The following is a 14372-nucleotide window of genomic DNA, read 5'->3' as shown; positions in this document are numbered from 1 at the left end:
AGGCCCGGAGCGGCGGATGCCGCCCCGGGCCTTGTTTCGCAGGATTGTCGGTTTGTCGCCAAACCGACAATGAACCTGATCAGCGAATGATGTCGAACGAGTAGTCGGTCTTCGCCGGGACGTTGGTGGCGAGATCGATCGTGTCGAAGATCTTGTCGAGGATCGTGACGAGAACGTTCATGCCGCCCTGATAGCCCCACACCGGATAGCGGTGCTTGTGGTGACGGTCGAAGATCGGGAAGCCGATGCGGATCAGCGGGGTGCCCGTGTCGCGCTCCAGATATTTCCCGTAGGTGTTGCCGATCAGGAAGTCCACCGGATCCGTGAACAGCAGCGAGCGCATGTGCCACAGGTCCTTGCCGGGATAGACCTTGCAGTTCTTGCCGAAGGGCGAGCTGTCGAACAGCGCCTGCATCTTCTTTTCCCAGGCCTTGCCGCCGTTGGTGGCCAGGACCGTGGTCGGCTCGGCGCCCAGTTCGAGCAGGAATTCCGCCAGGCCGTAGCAGAGGTCGGGATCGCCGTAGATCGCGAATTTCTTGCCATGGATGTGGGCGCTGGAGTCGGCGATGGCGTCGACGAGGCGGCCGCGCTCACGGGCGAGCGATTCCGGGATCTCCTTGCCCGAGATGCGGGCGAGGGTCATCAGGAAATTATCGGTGCCCTTGACCGAGATCGGGTGGTTGAGGGCCACGACTTCCTGACCATGCTCGGCGATGAGCGGCAGGGTCTTTTCGGTGCAATATTCCTGCATCGAAATGGTCGCCTTGGCGTTGACGGCCTCCAGCGTCTCTTCGATCGTGGTGCCGCCGTCATACATGCGGTACTCGCCGTCGGTCGGGGTGTCCCAAACGTCCGAATTGTCGCCGAGGATCGTGTACTTGATGCCGAACTCGCCAAAGATGCGCTTGATTTCACGCAGGTTGCCGACGGTGTAGCCATCGAAGCCGCCGAGGAAGTTGATCGAGTCGTTGGGCTTGCGCTCAAGCTTTTCGACCGTTCCGGCGCGGCCGTCCCAGAAGTAGCTGATGATGCCCTTCATGGCGTTGTCGTAGCCGGTGATGTGGCTGCCGACGAAGGCCGGGGTGTGGGCGAACGGAACCGGATAGTCTTCCGGGATCGAGCCCTTCTCACGCGAGGTCTTGATGAAGGCGTTCAGATCGTCGCCGATAACTTCCGCCATGCAGGTCGTCGAGACGGCGATCATCTTCGGCTTGTACATGCTCAGCGTGTTGGCCAGGCCGTCAATCATGTTGTTCAGGCCGCCGAACACCGCGGCGTCTTCGGTCATCGACGAGGAGACGCAGGACGTCGGCTCCTTGAAGTGACGGGAGAAGTGCGAGCGGTAATAAGCAACGCAGCCCTGCGAACCATGGACGAAGGGAATGGTTTTTTCGAAGCCGACGGCGACGAACACGGCGCCAAGCGGCTGGCAGGCCTTGGCCGGGTTGACGGTCAGAGCTTCGCGCTTGAAGTTCAGTTCCTTGTATTCTTCCGTCTTGGCCCATTCGCGGACCCGCTCGACTTCCGCCTCGTCACGCGGATTTTCGAACATCTTTTTCTTGTTCGCCAGCATTTCCTGGTATTCCGGACCCCGGAACAGGTCGAAATGGTCGAGTACGTGATCGGCGTTCTGCGTCATGATAAAGCCCTCTGCTGTCGGTAATTCGCGGCTGGCGCCCGTCTTTCAACGGGTGCCGGCCGCGCGCGGTCACTCGGCCGCAAGGAGTTTGGAGTTGGAGTCGTCTTTCCAAGGCGCCTTGGCCATTTTCCAGACCGGCGCATTGATGGCCATATCCATGTCGCGAGCGAAGATCGCGAAGCCGTCATAGCCGTGATACGGGCCGGAATAGTCCCAGGAATGCATCTGGCGGAAGGGCACGCCCATCTTCTGGAAGACGTACTTTTCCTTGATGCCCGAGCCCACCAGATCCGGCTGGACCTTTTCCACGAACTTTTCGAATTCGTAGCCGGTGACGTCGTCATAGATCAGCGTGCCGTCCTTGACATAATGCTGGGCGGTGCGCTGATAGTCGTCGTTATGGGCGAATTCATAGCCCGTGCCGACAACTTCCATGCCGAGGTCTTCGTAAGCGCCGATGACGTGGCGCGGACGCAGGCCGCCGACGTAGAGCATGACAGTCTTGCCTTCGAGGCGCGGACGGTACTTGGCGATGACCGCTTCCATCAGAGGCTGATACTTGGCGATGACGCGCTCGGCGCCTTCCTTGATCTTGTCGTCGAAGAAGCTGGCGATCTTGCGCAGCGATTCGGCGATCTTCGACGGGCCGAAGAAGTTATATTCGCACCACGGAACGCCGAACTTTTCTTCCATGTGGCGGGAGATATAGTTCATCGAACGGTAGCAGTGCAGAACATTGAGCTTCGCCAGCGGCGTGTTCTCGAGTTCCGCCAGCGAGCCGTCGCCGGACCACTGAGCAATCACGCGCAGGCCCATTTCTTCGAGCAGGATGCGCGAGGACCAGGCGTCGCCGCCGATGTTGTAGTCGCCGATGATCGCAACGTCGTAGGGCGAAGATTCGAACGGAGCAGGCCTGTTCGGATCCATCTTGTCGAAGACATAGTCGCGGACCGCGTCGTTGGCGATGTGATGGCCAAGCGACTGGGAGACGCCACGGAAGCCTTCGCAACGAACCGGAACGATGGTCTTGCCGCCGAATTCCTTCGACTTCGATTTGGACACCGCTTCGATGTCATCGCCGATCAGACCGATCGGGCATTCCGACTGAACGGTGATGCCGTTGTTCAGCGGGAACAGTTCCTGGATTTCATCCATGATCTTGGCGAGCTTCTTGTCGCCGCCGAAGACAATGTCCTTTTCCTGGAAGTCCGACGTGAATTGCATGGTCACGAAGGTGTCGATGCCGGTCGTGCCGATGTAGTAGTTGCGACGGGCGGCCCAGGAATACTGGCCGCAGCCCACGGGGCCGTGGCTGATGTGGATCATGTCCTTGATCGGACCCCACACAACGCCCTTCGAGCCGGCGTAAGCGCAGCCGCGAATGGTCATCACGCCGGGGATCGACTTGATGTTGGACTTGACGCCACAGTCGGACTTGCCGGCATCGTGAACGTTCAGATGTTTCGCACGGCGCTTTGCGGTCTTCTCGGGATAGACGGCCAGCACCTCTTTGATCAATTCCTTGTTGCGCGCCTTGATCTCAGCAACGCTTTCATTGTTTGCAACACTCATGTCGCCACCTCTCGCAATCGTTGCGCCGTTCGAGTATCCGGCCCCCACGACGGGGGCCGGACCATTTCTTCAGGCGATCATCAGGCGCTCAGCTCGGCCGCCGACTTGCCAACCTGGCTCTCGTCGACCTGGGCCATCACGCCATGCTCCATGAGCAGGTCTTCCAGCTCGTCCATGGTGATCGGGGTCGGGATGATGCCGTTGCCCGAATTGCCATGAACCTTGGTCGCCAGGTTGCGGTAGTGCTGGGCCTGCTGGGAGTCGGGCGCATATTCCAGAACCGTCATGCGGCGCAGCTCGGCGTGCTGAACGATATTGTCGCGCGGCACGAAGTAGATCAGCGTGGTGCCGAGCTTCTTGGCCAGCGATTCCGCCAGTTCGAGTTCCTTGTCGGTCTGGCGCTCGTTGCAGACCAGGCCGCCCAGGCGCACGCCGCCGGAATTGGCGTATTTCAGAATGCCCTTGGAGATGTTGTTGGCCGCATACATGGCCATCATTTCGCCGGACATGACGATGTAGATTTCCTGAGCCTTGTTCTCACGGATCGGCATGGCGAAACCGCCGCAGACCACGTCGCCGAGAACGTCATAGGAGACATAGTCGATGTCTTCATAGGCGCCGTTCTCTTCGAGGAAGTTGATCGAGGTGATGACGCCACGACCCGCGCAACCAACGCCCGGCTCCGGACCGCCGGACTCAACGCAACGGATGTCGCGATAGCCGACCTTCATCACGTCTTCGAGTTCGAGGTCCTCGACCGAACCGGCGGCCGCGGCGAGCGACAGGATGGTGTCCTGGGCCTTGGCGTGCAGGATCAGGCGGGTGGAGTCGGCCTTGGGGTCGCAGCCGACGATCAGGATCTTCTGACCCATCTCCGAAAGTGCGGCGAGAGTGTTCTGCGAGGTGGTGGACTTGCCGATGCCGCCCTTGCCGTAGAAGGCGATTTGCCTCAACTTAGCCATTTGATGCTCCTTAAGTGTGACTGTGTGGCATGAACTTCGCGCGTTCTGCGCGAGACTGTTTCTCTCTGTCAGAAACGGACCCGCTTTGACGGGAAGGAACGCAACGCTCGTCTAGCGTCTGCGTACGTTCAGCCCTCACTCGCCGTTCCGCCGACAATGATTGCAACCGCCGTGCCAGAATTTTTTATCTGTGATATCGTTGTTTTTATTAGTGTTTATCTAGAGCGCCCCTCATCGTCGGTTCTGTGAAAAATCCGACAGCCTCGTCGCAGCTGCGGCAAACAAGACACGTTTGTCGCAATTTCGCGGATCGCTACGGTCACGCTCAAGGCAGCGTCGCAAGGCCGGAACGGAAATTGCACAAGGATCGGGCGCGCGCTTCGCGCAATGATTGAAGACGCGCAGGCAATTCGATCCTGACGAGTGAGAACGATAGAGGCGGCGATGCAGATTGGCGTTGAGACATCCAAGGCGGTCGACCAGCGACGGGTTTTCGTCGTGGACGAGGACGAGATCACCCGCTCCGTGTTGCAATTCATGTTGCATGACGAGATCGAGACGCATGAGCTCGCCTCGCCCGAAGAAGCCTTCGAGAAGGGCCAAGACTGGTTGACGCCCCATCTCATTCTCCTGGGCGTGTCCTGGATTCAGAAGAAGGGCATGGACGTGCTCGACGCGTTCAACACGACCTATCCGGGCGTGCGCATTCTGATCGTCTGCGACAAGAGCGAAGAGAAGCTCGCGGTGGAGGCCATGCAGGCCGGCGCCCATGGCGCGATCGTCAAGCCGCTGACGATCGAGGCGGTGCGCAAGAAGGTCGACACCGTGCTCGGTCGCGGCGGCGCCGCGCCGCTGATCCAGCTCAACATCGTCTGACCGGGCGCGACCCGCGACGCAAGGCCCGAGGAAAACTTATGGCTCTGGTGACTTTCTATGAAAAGCCCGGCTGCGGAACCAACCGCAAGCAGAAGGCGCTGCTCGCCGCCGCTGGCCACGAGGTCGACGAGCGCAATCTGCTGACCGAGCCCTGGACGAAAGAGCGCCTGCTGGCCTTTTTCGGCGACATGCCGGTGGCGGGATGGTTCAATCCCGCCGCTCCGCGGGTCAAATCAGGCGAAGTCGATCCGGCCGGCATTCGCCCCGACGAGGCGCTCGCGCTGATGCTGGCGGAGCCGCTGCTGATCCGCCGCCCCCTGATCGAGGCGGCGGGACAGAGTTGCGCCGGTTTCGACAAGGAACCGGTGCTGTCGCTGCTCGGACAAAGCGAGGCGCTGGACGCCGCACAGGGCTGTTCGCGCCCCGCCGGTCCACCCTGCCCGGCCCCTATGGATCGTGGCGCCGAAAAAGCCCATTCCGAAAAAGCAGATGTCGAATAAGGCCGCGCTCTATCACGAGCGGACGAAACATCGCTTCACCGGCTACGCCAAGGGCCCGGACACGCTGGATTGGGATCTGCAGCCCAATCCCTTCCGCACCTTCGAGGGCGCCGCCCGCGTGGACCTCCCGCTGGCGCCGGAACAATTGCCGCCCGCGCCGGCGCTGACCCGCGACGCGGTCGGCGCGCTTCTGCATCTGTCGATGGGGCTTTCGGCCTGGAAGCAGTTCGGGCCGGACCGTTGGGCCTTGCGCTGCAATCCGTCGAGCGGCAATCTCCATCCCACCGAGGCCTATGTGCTGGCCGAAGGCGTCGCGGGGCTCGACGACGGCCTGTTTCATTACCTTCCGCGCGACCATGCGCTGGAACAAAGGCGGCGCGACGAGTCCGAACAAAAGTCCGACTCGCCTTGTCTATGGATCGGCCTTTCCTCCATTCATTGGCGCGAGGCGTGGAAATATGGCGAGCGCGCCTTCCGCTATTGCCAGCTCGATCTCGGCCACGCCCTCGGCGCCTTCTCCTATGCCGCCGCCGCTTTGGGCTGGCGCGCGCAACTGGTCGAAGGACTCGGCAGCGCGCAGATTTCCGCTTTGCTCGGACTCGACCGCGCGGAGGATTTCGGCCGTTCTGAAAACGAAGACCCCGACGCCTTGCTGCAAATCTTCCCGGCAATCGACGGCGACGGCGCGAGAGCGCCCGCGCTGAAAACCGGCGTCTGGACCGGACACGCCAATTTGCTCGACCGCTGGCCGATGTATCGCTGGCCGGTGATCGGCGAGGTCGCGGAAGCGACGCTCGGCGCAGTCGCCGCGGAGCCCGGCGAGCCGAATGCACGGGCGCAAGGCGAGAGCGCGTTGTCGGCCGAACTGATCCTGCAGCGGCGCAGCGCACAACATTTTGACGCGCGTCATGTCATGCCGGCGGAGGAATTCTTCGCCATTCTCGAGAGCGTGATGGCCCAGCCCCGCGCCCCCTGGACAGTCTGGAATTTCGCACCGCGCGTTCATCCTATCCTGTTCGTCCATCGCGTCGCGGGCGTCGAGCCAGGGCTCTACGCCTTGCCGCGCGGCGGAAAATCCCTGGCGCTGTTGCGACAATCGCTCGACCCCGATTTTGTCTGGTCGCGCGTTGCCGGGGCGCCGGAATCCCTCCCGCTTTATCTCCTCAAGATCGGCGACGCGCGGGGGGCGGCGCGGCGCCTGTTCTGCAACCAGGCCATTGCGTCGGATTGCTGCTTCGGCATGGCCATGCTGGCGGAATTCGACGCCGTCGAGCAAAACCCATGGCGCTATCGCGGCCTGCATTGGGAGGCCGGGCTGATCGGCCAGGCGCTCTATCTGGAGGCCGAACGCTTCGGCCTGCGCGGCACGGGCGTCGGCTGTTTCTTCGACGACGAGACCCATGAGTTCATCGGACTGAAATCGGGCGCGCTTCAGACCGTCTATCACTTCACCCTGGGCGGCCCTCTCACGGATTCGCGCATCGCCACCGAGCCCGCCTATCCCGACAAGCAACGCGCGAAGGCCACATCGCCATGATTCAGGATCCCGATCTCGTCGCCTGGCTGCGTCAGGAAGGCTTTTCCGGCGACGACATCCACGGCCGCGGCGCGAATGAGATAACCCCGTTGATGCGGGCCGCGCTCAAGGGCGATTGCGACATGGCGCGAAAAATCCTGGCGTCCGGCGGCGAAATCGCCGCGCGCAACGGCGACGGCAACAACGCCTTGTGGCTTGCCTGCGTCGAGCGCCATCTCGACATGATCGACCTGCTGATCGGAGCGGGAATCGACATGGACAATCTTAACGACAATGGCGCCACCGCGCTGATGTACGCCTCGTCATCCGGCCGCAGCGAAGTCGTCGCGCATCTGCTGGCGCGGGGAGCGGATATCGCGCTGGAGACTCCGGACGGCTTTTCGGCCATGGATATGGCCGCCAATATCGATTGCCTGTCTCATCTGCGCGCGGCGCAGAAAAAGGCCCGCGCGGCCACGACAGCCGCCTGAAAAATGACGTGCGCCTGAAAAAAATGGCGGGAAGCGATCCGGCTCTGGCTTGCGGTCGCCGGCGCTTCCCGCCCCATCCGGCGACATGCGCCGGACGCCGAAATTGCGCGCCTCAGCGCGTCAGAACCACCACCAGGCGCTCGACCAACTGGCCGCCCTTGAGATGAGTCTCGACGATCTCGTCGATATCCTCCGGCGTTTTCGGCGCATACCAGACGCCCTCAGGATAGACGACCATCAGCGGGCCCGCACGGCAGAAGCCGAGGCAACCGGCAGCCGTGAAGCCGATGTCCGGCATACGTTCGGCCTCGAGCTTTTTCGACAGGCGGTCCCACAAGGGCTGCGCGCCCTGGGCGCCGCAGGAGCCGCGCGGATGGCCCGCCGGACGCTGGGTGTAGCAGGCGAAGACGTGCCGCGTGTAGAGTTGCGGCACGTCGGCGATTGTCGCAGTCTCGGTGCTCATGCCGTCACCTTCTCCACGCCCTTTTCGGAGAAGAGCTGGGTCAGTTCGCCCGAAGCGGCCATTTCGCGCACGATGTCGCAGCCGCCGATGAATTCGCCCTTCACATAGAGCTGGGGAATCGTCGGCCAGTTGGAAAAGGCCTTGATGCCTTCGCGCACATAGGGATCGGCGAGAACGTTGACTGCGTCATATTTCACGCCGAGGCCGCCAAGGACCTGAACCACGGCGGCGGAAAAGCCGCATTGCGGCTGGGCCGGCACGCCCTTCATGAACAGAACCACATCGGCGCCATCGATAATGGACTTGATGCGCTCACTGGTTTTTTCCGTCATCGATTGACCTCTCGATTGGTTCGTCACGTCTGCCAAAGCAGAGCGGGCAGAGCAGAATGGCGCGGACAAGGCAAAGTCCGCTCGCGCGTTGCAATGCAAAACTGGGACCATCCGGGCGTCCCCTTTGCCCGGCGCCCGCCTTTGCGGCGAAAAGCTTGAAGAAAATGCGCGTCGGTTTAGCGACAAGGGCCCATGTCCGAAATGCGACGCCGCTCCCGGCCCCGCTTTTGCAGGCGATTGGACGAAAACTTCCCCGTCCAGAGGACCAGAAATGCTCATTCCCTTTCCGGCTCCGGAGCCCGAAACGATCAATTTCGGCGAGCTTCCCCCCGAGATCGACGACCTGCTGCAAAAGGGCGTCGTCGCCTATCGCCGCGATTTCGACCGGGCCGAACAGCTGTTCCGCGAGGCGCTCGCGGCTGCCCCCGAAGAGCTGCCGACCTATTATTGCCTGTATAAGATCCACACCTATCACGGCAATCTCGACGAGGCCCGCGCAGCCGCCCAGAGCGGCATGCAAAAGGCCGCGCGGCAGGCCGGATGGCCCGAAAACTGGCGCGAATGGGTTCCGCAGAGGGAAATCCCCGACGGCGCCGGACGCTTCGCGCTCTATACGCTGAAGGCCCTCGCCTTCATTCATCTGCGCCGCAACGAAAGCGAGCAGGCGGGAGAGATTCTCGACGCCCTGCGCCAGCTTGACCCCACCGGCGCCGTCGGCTGGCCGGTGATCGCCGAACTCGCTGCCGGAGTCGCCCGCTGATCAACTGTGGCGCCGCCCTTGCATTCTCTGCCAAGGGCGCTGCGGCGCACAAAAGCGGCGGCGCGAGCCGAGCCGAAAGGCGCGGCGCAAGCCGTTGATTTGAAAGCCACACTTGCCAAGGTCGGAAGTCTGACATGAGCGAAGAGACGGACACCCTTCAGGACCTCGCGGACCAGAAGTACAAATATGGCTTCGTTTCGGAAATCGAATCCGACTTTGCCCCCAAGGGCCTGAACGAAGACGTTATCCGCTTCATTTCGGCGAAAAAGGACGAGCCCGACTGGCTGCTCCAATATCGCCTCGACGCCTACCGCCGTTGGCTGACCCTTGAGGAGCCGACCTGGGCCAAGCTGGATTATCCCAGGATCGACTTCCAGGACGCCTATTATTACGCGGCGCCCAAGAGCGACAGCGACAAGCCGAAATCCATCGACGAGGTCGATCCCGAACTGCTGCGCGTTTACGAGAAGCTCGGCATTCCACTGCATGAGCAGGAAGTTCTCGCCGGCGTCGAGCAGCGCAAGGTCGCAGTCGACGCGGTGTTCGATTCCGTCTCGGTCGTCACCACCTTCAAGGAAGAGCTCAGCAAGGTCGGCGTGATCTTCTGCCCGATCTCGGAAGCGCTGAAGACCCATCCCGAGCTGGTGAAGCAATATCTCGGCACCGTGGTTCCGGCGTCTGACAATTTCTACGCCACGCTGAACGCCGCCGTCTTCTCCGAGGGCTCGTTCGTCTATATTCCTCCGGGCGTGCGCTGCCCGATGGAGCTCTCCACCTATTTCCGCATCAACGCCGCCAAATCCGGCCAGTTCGAGCGCACGCTCATCATCGCGGACAAGGGCTCCTACGTCTCCTATCTCGAAGGCTGCACCGCGCCGCAGCGCGACGAGAACCAGCTCCATGCGGCTGTCGTCGAGCTGATCGCGATGGAAGACGCCGAGATCAAATATTCCACGGTGCAGAACTGGTACCCGGGCGACGAGAACGGCAAGGGCGGTATCTATAATTTCGTCACCAAGCGTGGCGATTGCCGTGGCGACCGCTCGAAAATCTCCTGGACCCAGGTCGAAACCGGCTCGGCCATCACCTGGAAATATCCCTCCTGCGTGTTGCGCGGCGACAATTCGGTCGGCGAATTCTATTCGATCGCCATCGCCAATAATTTCCAGCAAGCCGACACCGGCACCAAGATGCTGCATCTCGGCAAGAACACGTCGAGCCGCATCATCTCGAAGGGCATTTCGGCGGGCAAGGCGCAGAACACCTACCGCGGTCTGGTCAGCATCCACGCCAAGGCGGATGGGGCGCGCAATTTCACCCAATGCGACTCGCTTCTGCTTGGCGACCAGTGCGGCGCCCATACCGTGCCCTACATTCAGTCGCGCAATCCGAAAGCCATTCTGGAGCACGAGGCGACAACGTCGAAAATTTCCGACGACCAGCTGTTCTACTGCCTGTCCCGCGGCATTCCGACCGAGGAAGCGGTGGCGCTGATCGTCAATGGTTTCTGCCGCGAAGTGTTGCAGCAACTGCCCATGGAATTCGCTGTCGAGGCGCAAAAGCTCGTCGGCATCAGCCTCGAAGGGAGCGTTGGATAATGCTTGAGATCAAGGACCTCCACGTCAACGTGTTTGGCAAGGAAATTCTCAAGGGCCTTTCCCTTACTGTGCCGCCGGGCGAAGTCCATGCGATCATGGGCCCCAATGGCGCCGGCAAATCCACCACCTCCTATACGCTCGCCGGACGCGCCGGCTATGAAGTGACGGGCGGCGAGATCGATTTCTACGGCGAGGACGTCACGGCCCTGTCGCCGGAAGAACGCGCCGCCAAGGGCATTTTCCTCGCCTTCCAATATCCGATGGAAATACCCGGCGTCTCGACCATGAACTTCCTCAAGACGGCGATGAACGCCCAGGCGAAATTGCGCAACGAGCCGGAGCTCGACGCCGCGCAATTCCTGCGCACCGTGCGCGCCGCCGCCAAGGAGCTGAACATCTCCGAGGACATGCTCAAGCGCCCGCTCAATGTCGGCTTCTCCGGCGGCGAAAAGAAGCGCAACGAGACGCTGCAGATGGCGCTGCTGAAGCCCAGGCTGGCGATCCTCGACGAAATGGACTCAGGCCTCGATATTGACGCGCTGAAACTGGTCGCGGAAGGCGTCAACAAGCTGCGCGCGCCGGACCGCTCGTTCCTCGTCATCACCCATTACCAGCGCCTGCTGGATTACATCGTCCCCGACGTGATCCACATCCTGTCCGGCGGCAAGATCGTGATGTCCGGCGACAAGAGCCTCGCCCTGCAACTCGAAGAAAATGGCTACGACGCCGTCATCAACAAAGCCGCGTGAGGGCGATATGGCAAAGGTGGTCTCGCTCGACAATCTCCTCGCCAGCGTAGCGGCGCGGCGCAGCGAAGCTGCGCCCTGGCTCGGCGCGCTGATCGACGCAGCCAGCGAAAAATTCGCCCATGTCGGCCTGCCGAACCGCCGCATCGAGGCGTGGCGCTATTCCGACCTCGCCAAGGCGCTGCATGAGACGGTGAAGGTCGAGTCCGATCTCGACGCGCCGCCGGCGCTGGCCGAAGCCTGCGTCGCCGCCTTCGAGAACGGCGTGCTGGACGATTCCAAATCCTCCTATTGCGCCATGGGCGCGCAGAGCCTGCGCAAGGTTCTGGCGGAAAAGGACTCGCCCTTCGCCGGAATCATCGGCCGCATCAATCCGCAAGCGGATCATCCGATCATCAATCTCAATACCGCCCTGATGGAAGAGGGCCTCGTCCTTCACGTTCCGAAGGGCGTGACGCTGGCGACACCGCTGCACCTGCGTTTCAACTGGAGCGGCGTGGACGCGGCGTCCGCCGACGGCCGTCATCTGCGCATCCTCGTGGTGCTGGATGAAGACGCCGAGGCGACCCTGTTCGAATCGCACGATGGCGCGCCGAGCTTCGCCACCGTGGTGACCGAATTGAGCCTCGCGCCCAATTCCAAGCTGACCCATGTGCGGCTGGAAAATTTCGCCGCCGCAGCGCGGCAGACCGCCGCGACCGTCGGCTCGGTCGGTGAGAAGGCGGCCTATCGCGGCTTCTATTTCTCGCAGGGCGGACATTTCGCCCGCCACGAGGCGCTGATGAAGCTTGCCGGCGAAGAAGCCGACGCGCGCATCGACGCCGCCTATATGGTCGCCGACAAGCGCCATTGCGACAACACCACCGTGATGGACCACGCGGTTCCCAACACCACCTCGACCCAGGTGTTCCGCGGCGTTCTCGCCGGTTCTTCGCGCGGCGTCTACCAAGGTTGCGTGAAGGTCGCCCAGGCCGCGCAAAAAACCGACGCCCGCCAGCTCAGCCGCGCCATGCTGCTGTCGCACCGTGCGGAAATCGTCACCAAGCCGGAGCTGGAAATCTTCGCCGACGATGTGAAATGCAGCCATGGCGCGACGGCCGGCGAACTGGACGCCAACGCCCTGTTCTTCCTGCGCGCCCGCGGCATTCCGGAAGCCGAGGCCCGCGCCATGCTGGTCGAGGCCTTCCTGATCGAGGCGATGGACACGGTCGAAAACGAGGCCATGCGCGCGATCGTCATCGCCTGCGCGCATACCTGGATGCTTCGTCACGCCGGCGAGGCCTCCCATGTCGAATAACGCCCTCGCAACCCTCGCCAAGACGCCGGCCTTCGACGTTCTGGCCGCGCGCGCGGATTTTCCGATCCTGTCGCGCCTCGTCTACAACAAGCCGCTGGTCTATCTTGACAATGGCGCCTCGGCGCAGAAGCCAAAGGTCGTGCTCGATGCGATCCTGTCGGCCTATGCCGACACTTACGCCAATGTCCATCGCGGCGCGCATTTCCTCTCCAACGAGTCGACGGTGGCTTTCGAAAGGGCGCGCGAATCCGCCCGCCGTTTCGTGAACGCCGGGAAGGTCGAAGAAATCATCTTCACCAAAGGCGGCACCGAGGCGATCAATCTGGTCGCTTCGAGCCTTGGCGCGGAAATCGGCGAAGGCGATCAGATCGTCATCTCCGAGATGGAGCATCACTCCAATATCGTGCCCTGGCATTTCCTGCGCGAGCGCAAGGGCGCGGAAATCATCTGGGCGCCTCTGGCGGCCGATGACAGCTTCGACCTCGCGGGTTTCGCCAAGCTGCTGACGAAAAAAACCAAGCTGGTCGCCGTCACCCACATGTCCAATGTGCTGGGCACGGTGACTCCGGTGGCGGAAATCATCCGTCTCGCCCATGCCGTCGGCGCGAAGGTCCTGATCGACGGCTGCCAGGGCAGCGTGCACGAAATTGTGGATGTGCAGGCGCTGGATTGCGACTTCTACGTCACCACCGGGCACAAGCTCTATGGTCCGTCGGGCATCGGCTTCCTCTATGGCAAATATGAATTGCTGGAGGCGATGCAGCCCTATCAGGGCGGCGGCGAAATGATCGCCGACGTCTACCGCGATCGCGTCACCTACGCTACGCCGCCGCATCGTTTCGAGGCCGGCACGCCGCCGATCGTCGAAGCCATCGGCCTGGGCGTCGCGCTGGATTACATGATGGGCCTCGACCGCGCCGGGATCGCCGCGCATGAGGCGGCCCTGCTCGCCCACGCCACTGAGGAAATCGACAAGCTTGGCAAGGTGCGGATCTTCGGGCGCGCGCCGAACAAGGGCGCGATCGTGACCTTCGATGTCGAAGGCGCGCATCCGCAGGACGTCTCGATGATCCTCGACCGGGCGGGCGTCGCGGTCCGCGCGGGCACGCATTGCGCGCAGCCTCTGATGACCAAGCTCGGCCTGACCGCGTCCGCCCGCGCCTCTTTCGCGCTCTACAACACGCATGACGACGTCGAAGCCCTCGTCAAGGGACTCCGCCGCGTAATGGAGCTGTTCGCATGATTGAAGGCCAGACCGCCGCCATGTCGGAAGATCCGGTCGAGCTGCCCGAATGGACAGGCGATCTCGAAACGGACGTGATCGCCGCGATCCGCACGGTGTTCGACCCGGAAATTCCGGTCAATGTCTATGATCTCGGCCTGATCTACCGGCTCGACGTCTCGAACCCCGATCTGATCGACATCGACATGACCCTCACGGCGCCCGGCTGTCCCGTGGCGGGAGAAATGCTGCGGCAGGTCGAGAAGGCGGCTCTGCTGGCCCCGGGCACAAAGGCCGCCAAGGTCAATCTTGTGTTCGACCCGCCCTGGGACGCGCAAAAAATGTCCGACGAGGCCAAGCTAGAACTCGGAATGCTGTAAATTCAACAGGAGTCGATT

15 protein-coding genes are annotated in these 14372 nt (G+C 62.2%); 10 read left to right on the top strand and 5 right to left on the bottom strand.

Features of this window, described 5'->3' with window-relative positions:
* Positions 1 to 79: 79 nt before the first annotated feature.
* The 3 genes from nifK to nifH all read right to left on the bottom strand — a co-directional run bounded on the left by nifK (position 80) and on the right by nifH (position 4173).
* Positions 80 to 1639 (bottom strand): nitrogenase molybdenum-iron protein subunit beta, encoded by a 1560-nt coding sequence (nifK, locus tag QM467_RS01160; protein WP_283364448.1) that lies wholly within the window; start codon positions 1637 to 1639, stop codon positions 80 to 82.
* A 69-nt stretch (positions 1640 to 1708) separates the two neighbouring features.
* Positions 1709 to 3211, bottom strand: a complete 1503-nt coding sequence (nifD, locus tag QM467_RS01155; protein WP_283364447.1) for a nitrogenase molybdenum-iron protein alpha chain — start codon at positions 3209 to 3211, stop codon at positions 1709 to 1711.
* An 80-nt stretch (positions 3212 to 3291) separates the two neighbouring features.
* The gene (gene nifH, locus QM467_RS01150; RefSeq protein ID WP_283364446.1) at positions 3292 to 4173 is read right to left on the bottom strand and encodes a nitrogenase iron protein; all 882 of its coding nucleotides are present in this window, start codon (positions 4171 to 4173) and stop codon (positions 3292 to 3294) included.
* 444 nt (positions 4174 to 4617) lie between these two features.
* On the opposite strand from nifH, the gene QM467_RS01145 reads away from it, so the two are divergent.
* From QM467_RS01145 to QM467_RS01130, 4 genes are read left to right on the top strand one after another with little or no spacing between them, the layout of a single operon-like run.
* The gene (locus QM467_RS01145; RefSeq protein WP_283364445.1) at positions 4618 to 5049 is read left to right on the top strand and encodes a response regulator; all 432 of its coding nucleotides are present in this window, start codon (positions 4618 to 4620) and stop codon (positions 5047 to 5049) included.
* 38 nt (positions 5050 to 5087) lie between these two features.
* The gene (locus QM467_RS01140; RefSeq protein ID WP_283364444.1) at positions 5088 to 5549 is read left to right on the top strand and encodes an ArsC/Spx/MgsR family protein; all 462 of its coding nucleotides are present in this window, start codon (positions 5088 to 5090) and stop codon (positions 5547 to 5549) included.
* Positions 5539 to 7086, top strand: coding sequence for a SagB family peptide dehydrogenase (locus QM467_RS01135; RefSeq protein WP_283364443.1), 1548 nt, complete (start codon positions 5539 to 5541; stop codon positions 7084 to 7086). Before QM467_RS01140 ends, QM467_RS01135 begins: the two co-directional genes overlap by 11 nt.
* Positions 7083 to 7556 (top strand): ankyrin repeat domain-containing protein, encoded by a 474-nt coding sequence (locus QM467_RS01130; RefSeq protein WP_283364442.1) that lies wholly within the window; start codon positions 7083 to 7085, stop codon positions 7554 to 7556. Before QM467_RS01135 ends, QM467_RS01130 begins: the two co-directional genes overlap by 4 nt.
* Positions 7557 to 7668: 112 nt before the next feature.
* Here the strand turns inward: QM467_RS01130 and QM467_RS01125 are convergent, their stop codons facing one another.
* Both QM467_RS01125 and grxD read right to left on the bottom strand, forming a co-directional pair.
* Positions 7669 to 8019 (bottom strand): (2Fe-2S) ferredoxin domain-containing protein, encoded by a 351-nt coding sequence (locus tag QM467_RS01125; protein ID WP_283364441.1) that lies wholly within the window; start codon positions 8017 to 8019, stop codon positions 7669 to 7671.
* Complete coding sequence (gene grxD, locus QM467_RS01120) at positions 8016 to 8351, bottom strand: Grx4 family monothiol glutaredoxin (protein WP_283364440.1); 336 nt, start codon at positions 8349 to 8351, stop codon at positions 8016 to 8018. Before grxD ends, QM467_RS01125 begins: the two co-directional genes overlap by 4 nt.
* Positions 8352 to 8622: 271 nt before the next feature.
* On the opposite strand from grxD, the gene QM467_RS01115 reads away from it, so the two are divergent.
* From QM467_RS01115 to QM467_RS01090, 6 genes are all read left to right on the top strand, one after another.
* Entirely contained in the window at positions 8623 to 9111 is a 489-nt protein-coding gene (locus QM467_RS01115; protein ID WP_283364439.1) for a tetratricopeptide repeat protein, read from the top strand.
* Positions 9112 to 9245: 134 nt separating this feature from the next.
* Positions 9246 to 10709, top strand: coding sequence for a Fe-S cluster assembly protein SufB (sufB, locus tag QM467_RS01110; protein WP_283364438.1), 1464 nt, complete (start codon positions 9246 to 9248; stop codon positions 10707 to 10709).
* Positions 10709 to 11458, top strand: coding sequence for a Fe-S cluster assembly ATPase SufC (sufC, locus tag QM467_RS01105; RefSeq protein WP_283364437.1), 750 nt, complete (start codon positions 10709 to 10711; stop codon positions 11456 to 11458). Before sufB ends, sufC begins: the two co-directional genes overlap by 1 nt.
* 7 nt (positions 11459 to 11465) lie before the next feature.
* Positions 11466 to 12752 carry a Fe-S cluster assembly protein SufD gene (gene sufD, locus QM467_RS01100; RefSeq protein WP_283364436.1) on the top strand — a complete coding sequence of 429 codons (1287 nt, stop codon included), beginning with the start codon at positions 11466 to 11468 and terminating at the stop codon, positions 12750 to 12752.
* Positions 12742 to 13995, top strand: a complete 1254-nt coding sequence (locus tag QM467_RS01095) for a SufS family cysteine desulfurase (protein ID WP_283364435.1) — start codon at positions 12742 to 12744, stop codon at positions 13993 to 13995. The genes sufD and QM467_RS01095 overlap by 11 nt, the downstream gene beginning before the upstream one ends.
* Positions 13992 to 14354 carry an iron-sulfur cluster assembly protein gene (locus QM467_RS01090; RefSeq protein WP_446737709.1) on the top strand — a complete coding sequence of 121 codons (363 nt, stop codon included), beginning with the start codon at positions 13992 to 13994 and terminating at the stop codon, positions 14352 to 14354. Before QM467_RS01095 ends, QM467_RS01090 begins: the two co-directional genes overlap by 4 nt.
* The last annotated feature ends 18 nt before the right edge of the window (positions 14355 to 14372 follow it).

Source organism: Rhodoblastus sp. 17X3, from assembly GCF_030056575.1.
Taxonomy (GTDB): Bacteria; Pseudomonadota; Alphaproteobacteria; order Rhizobiales; family Beijerinckiaceae; genus Rhodoblastus.
This window is presented reverse-complemented; position numbering and strand designations above follow the sequence as displayed.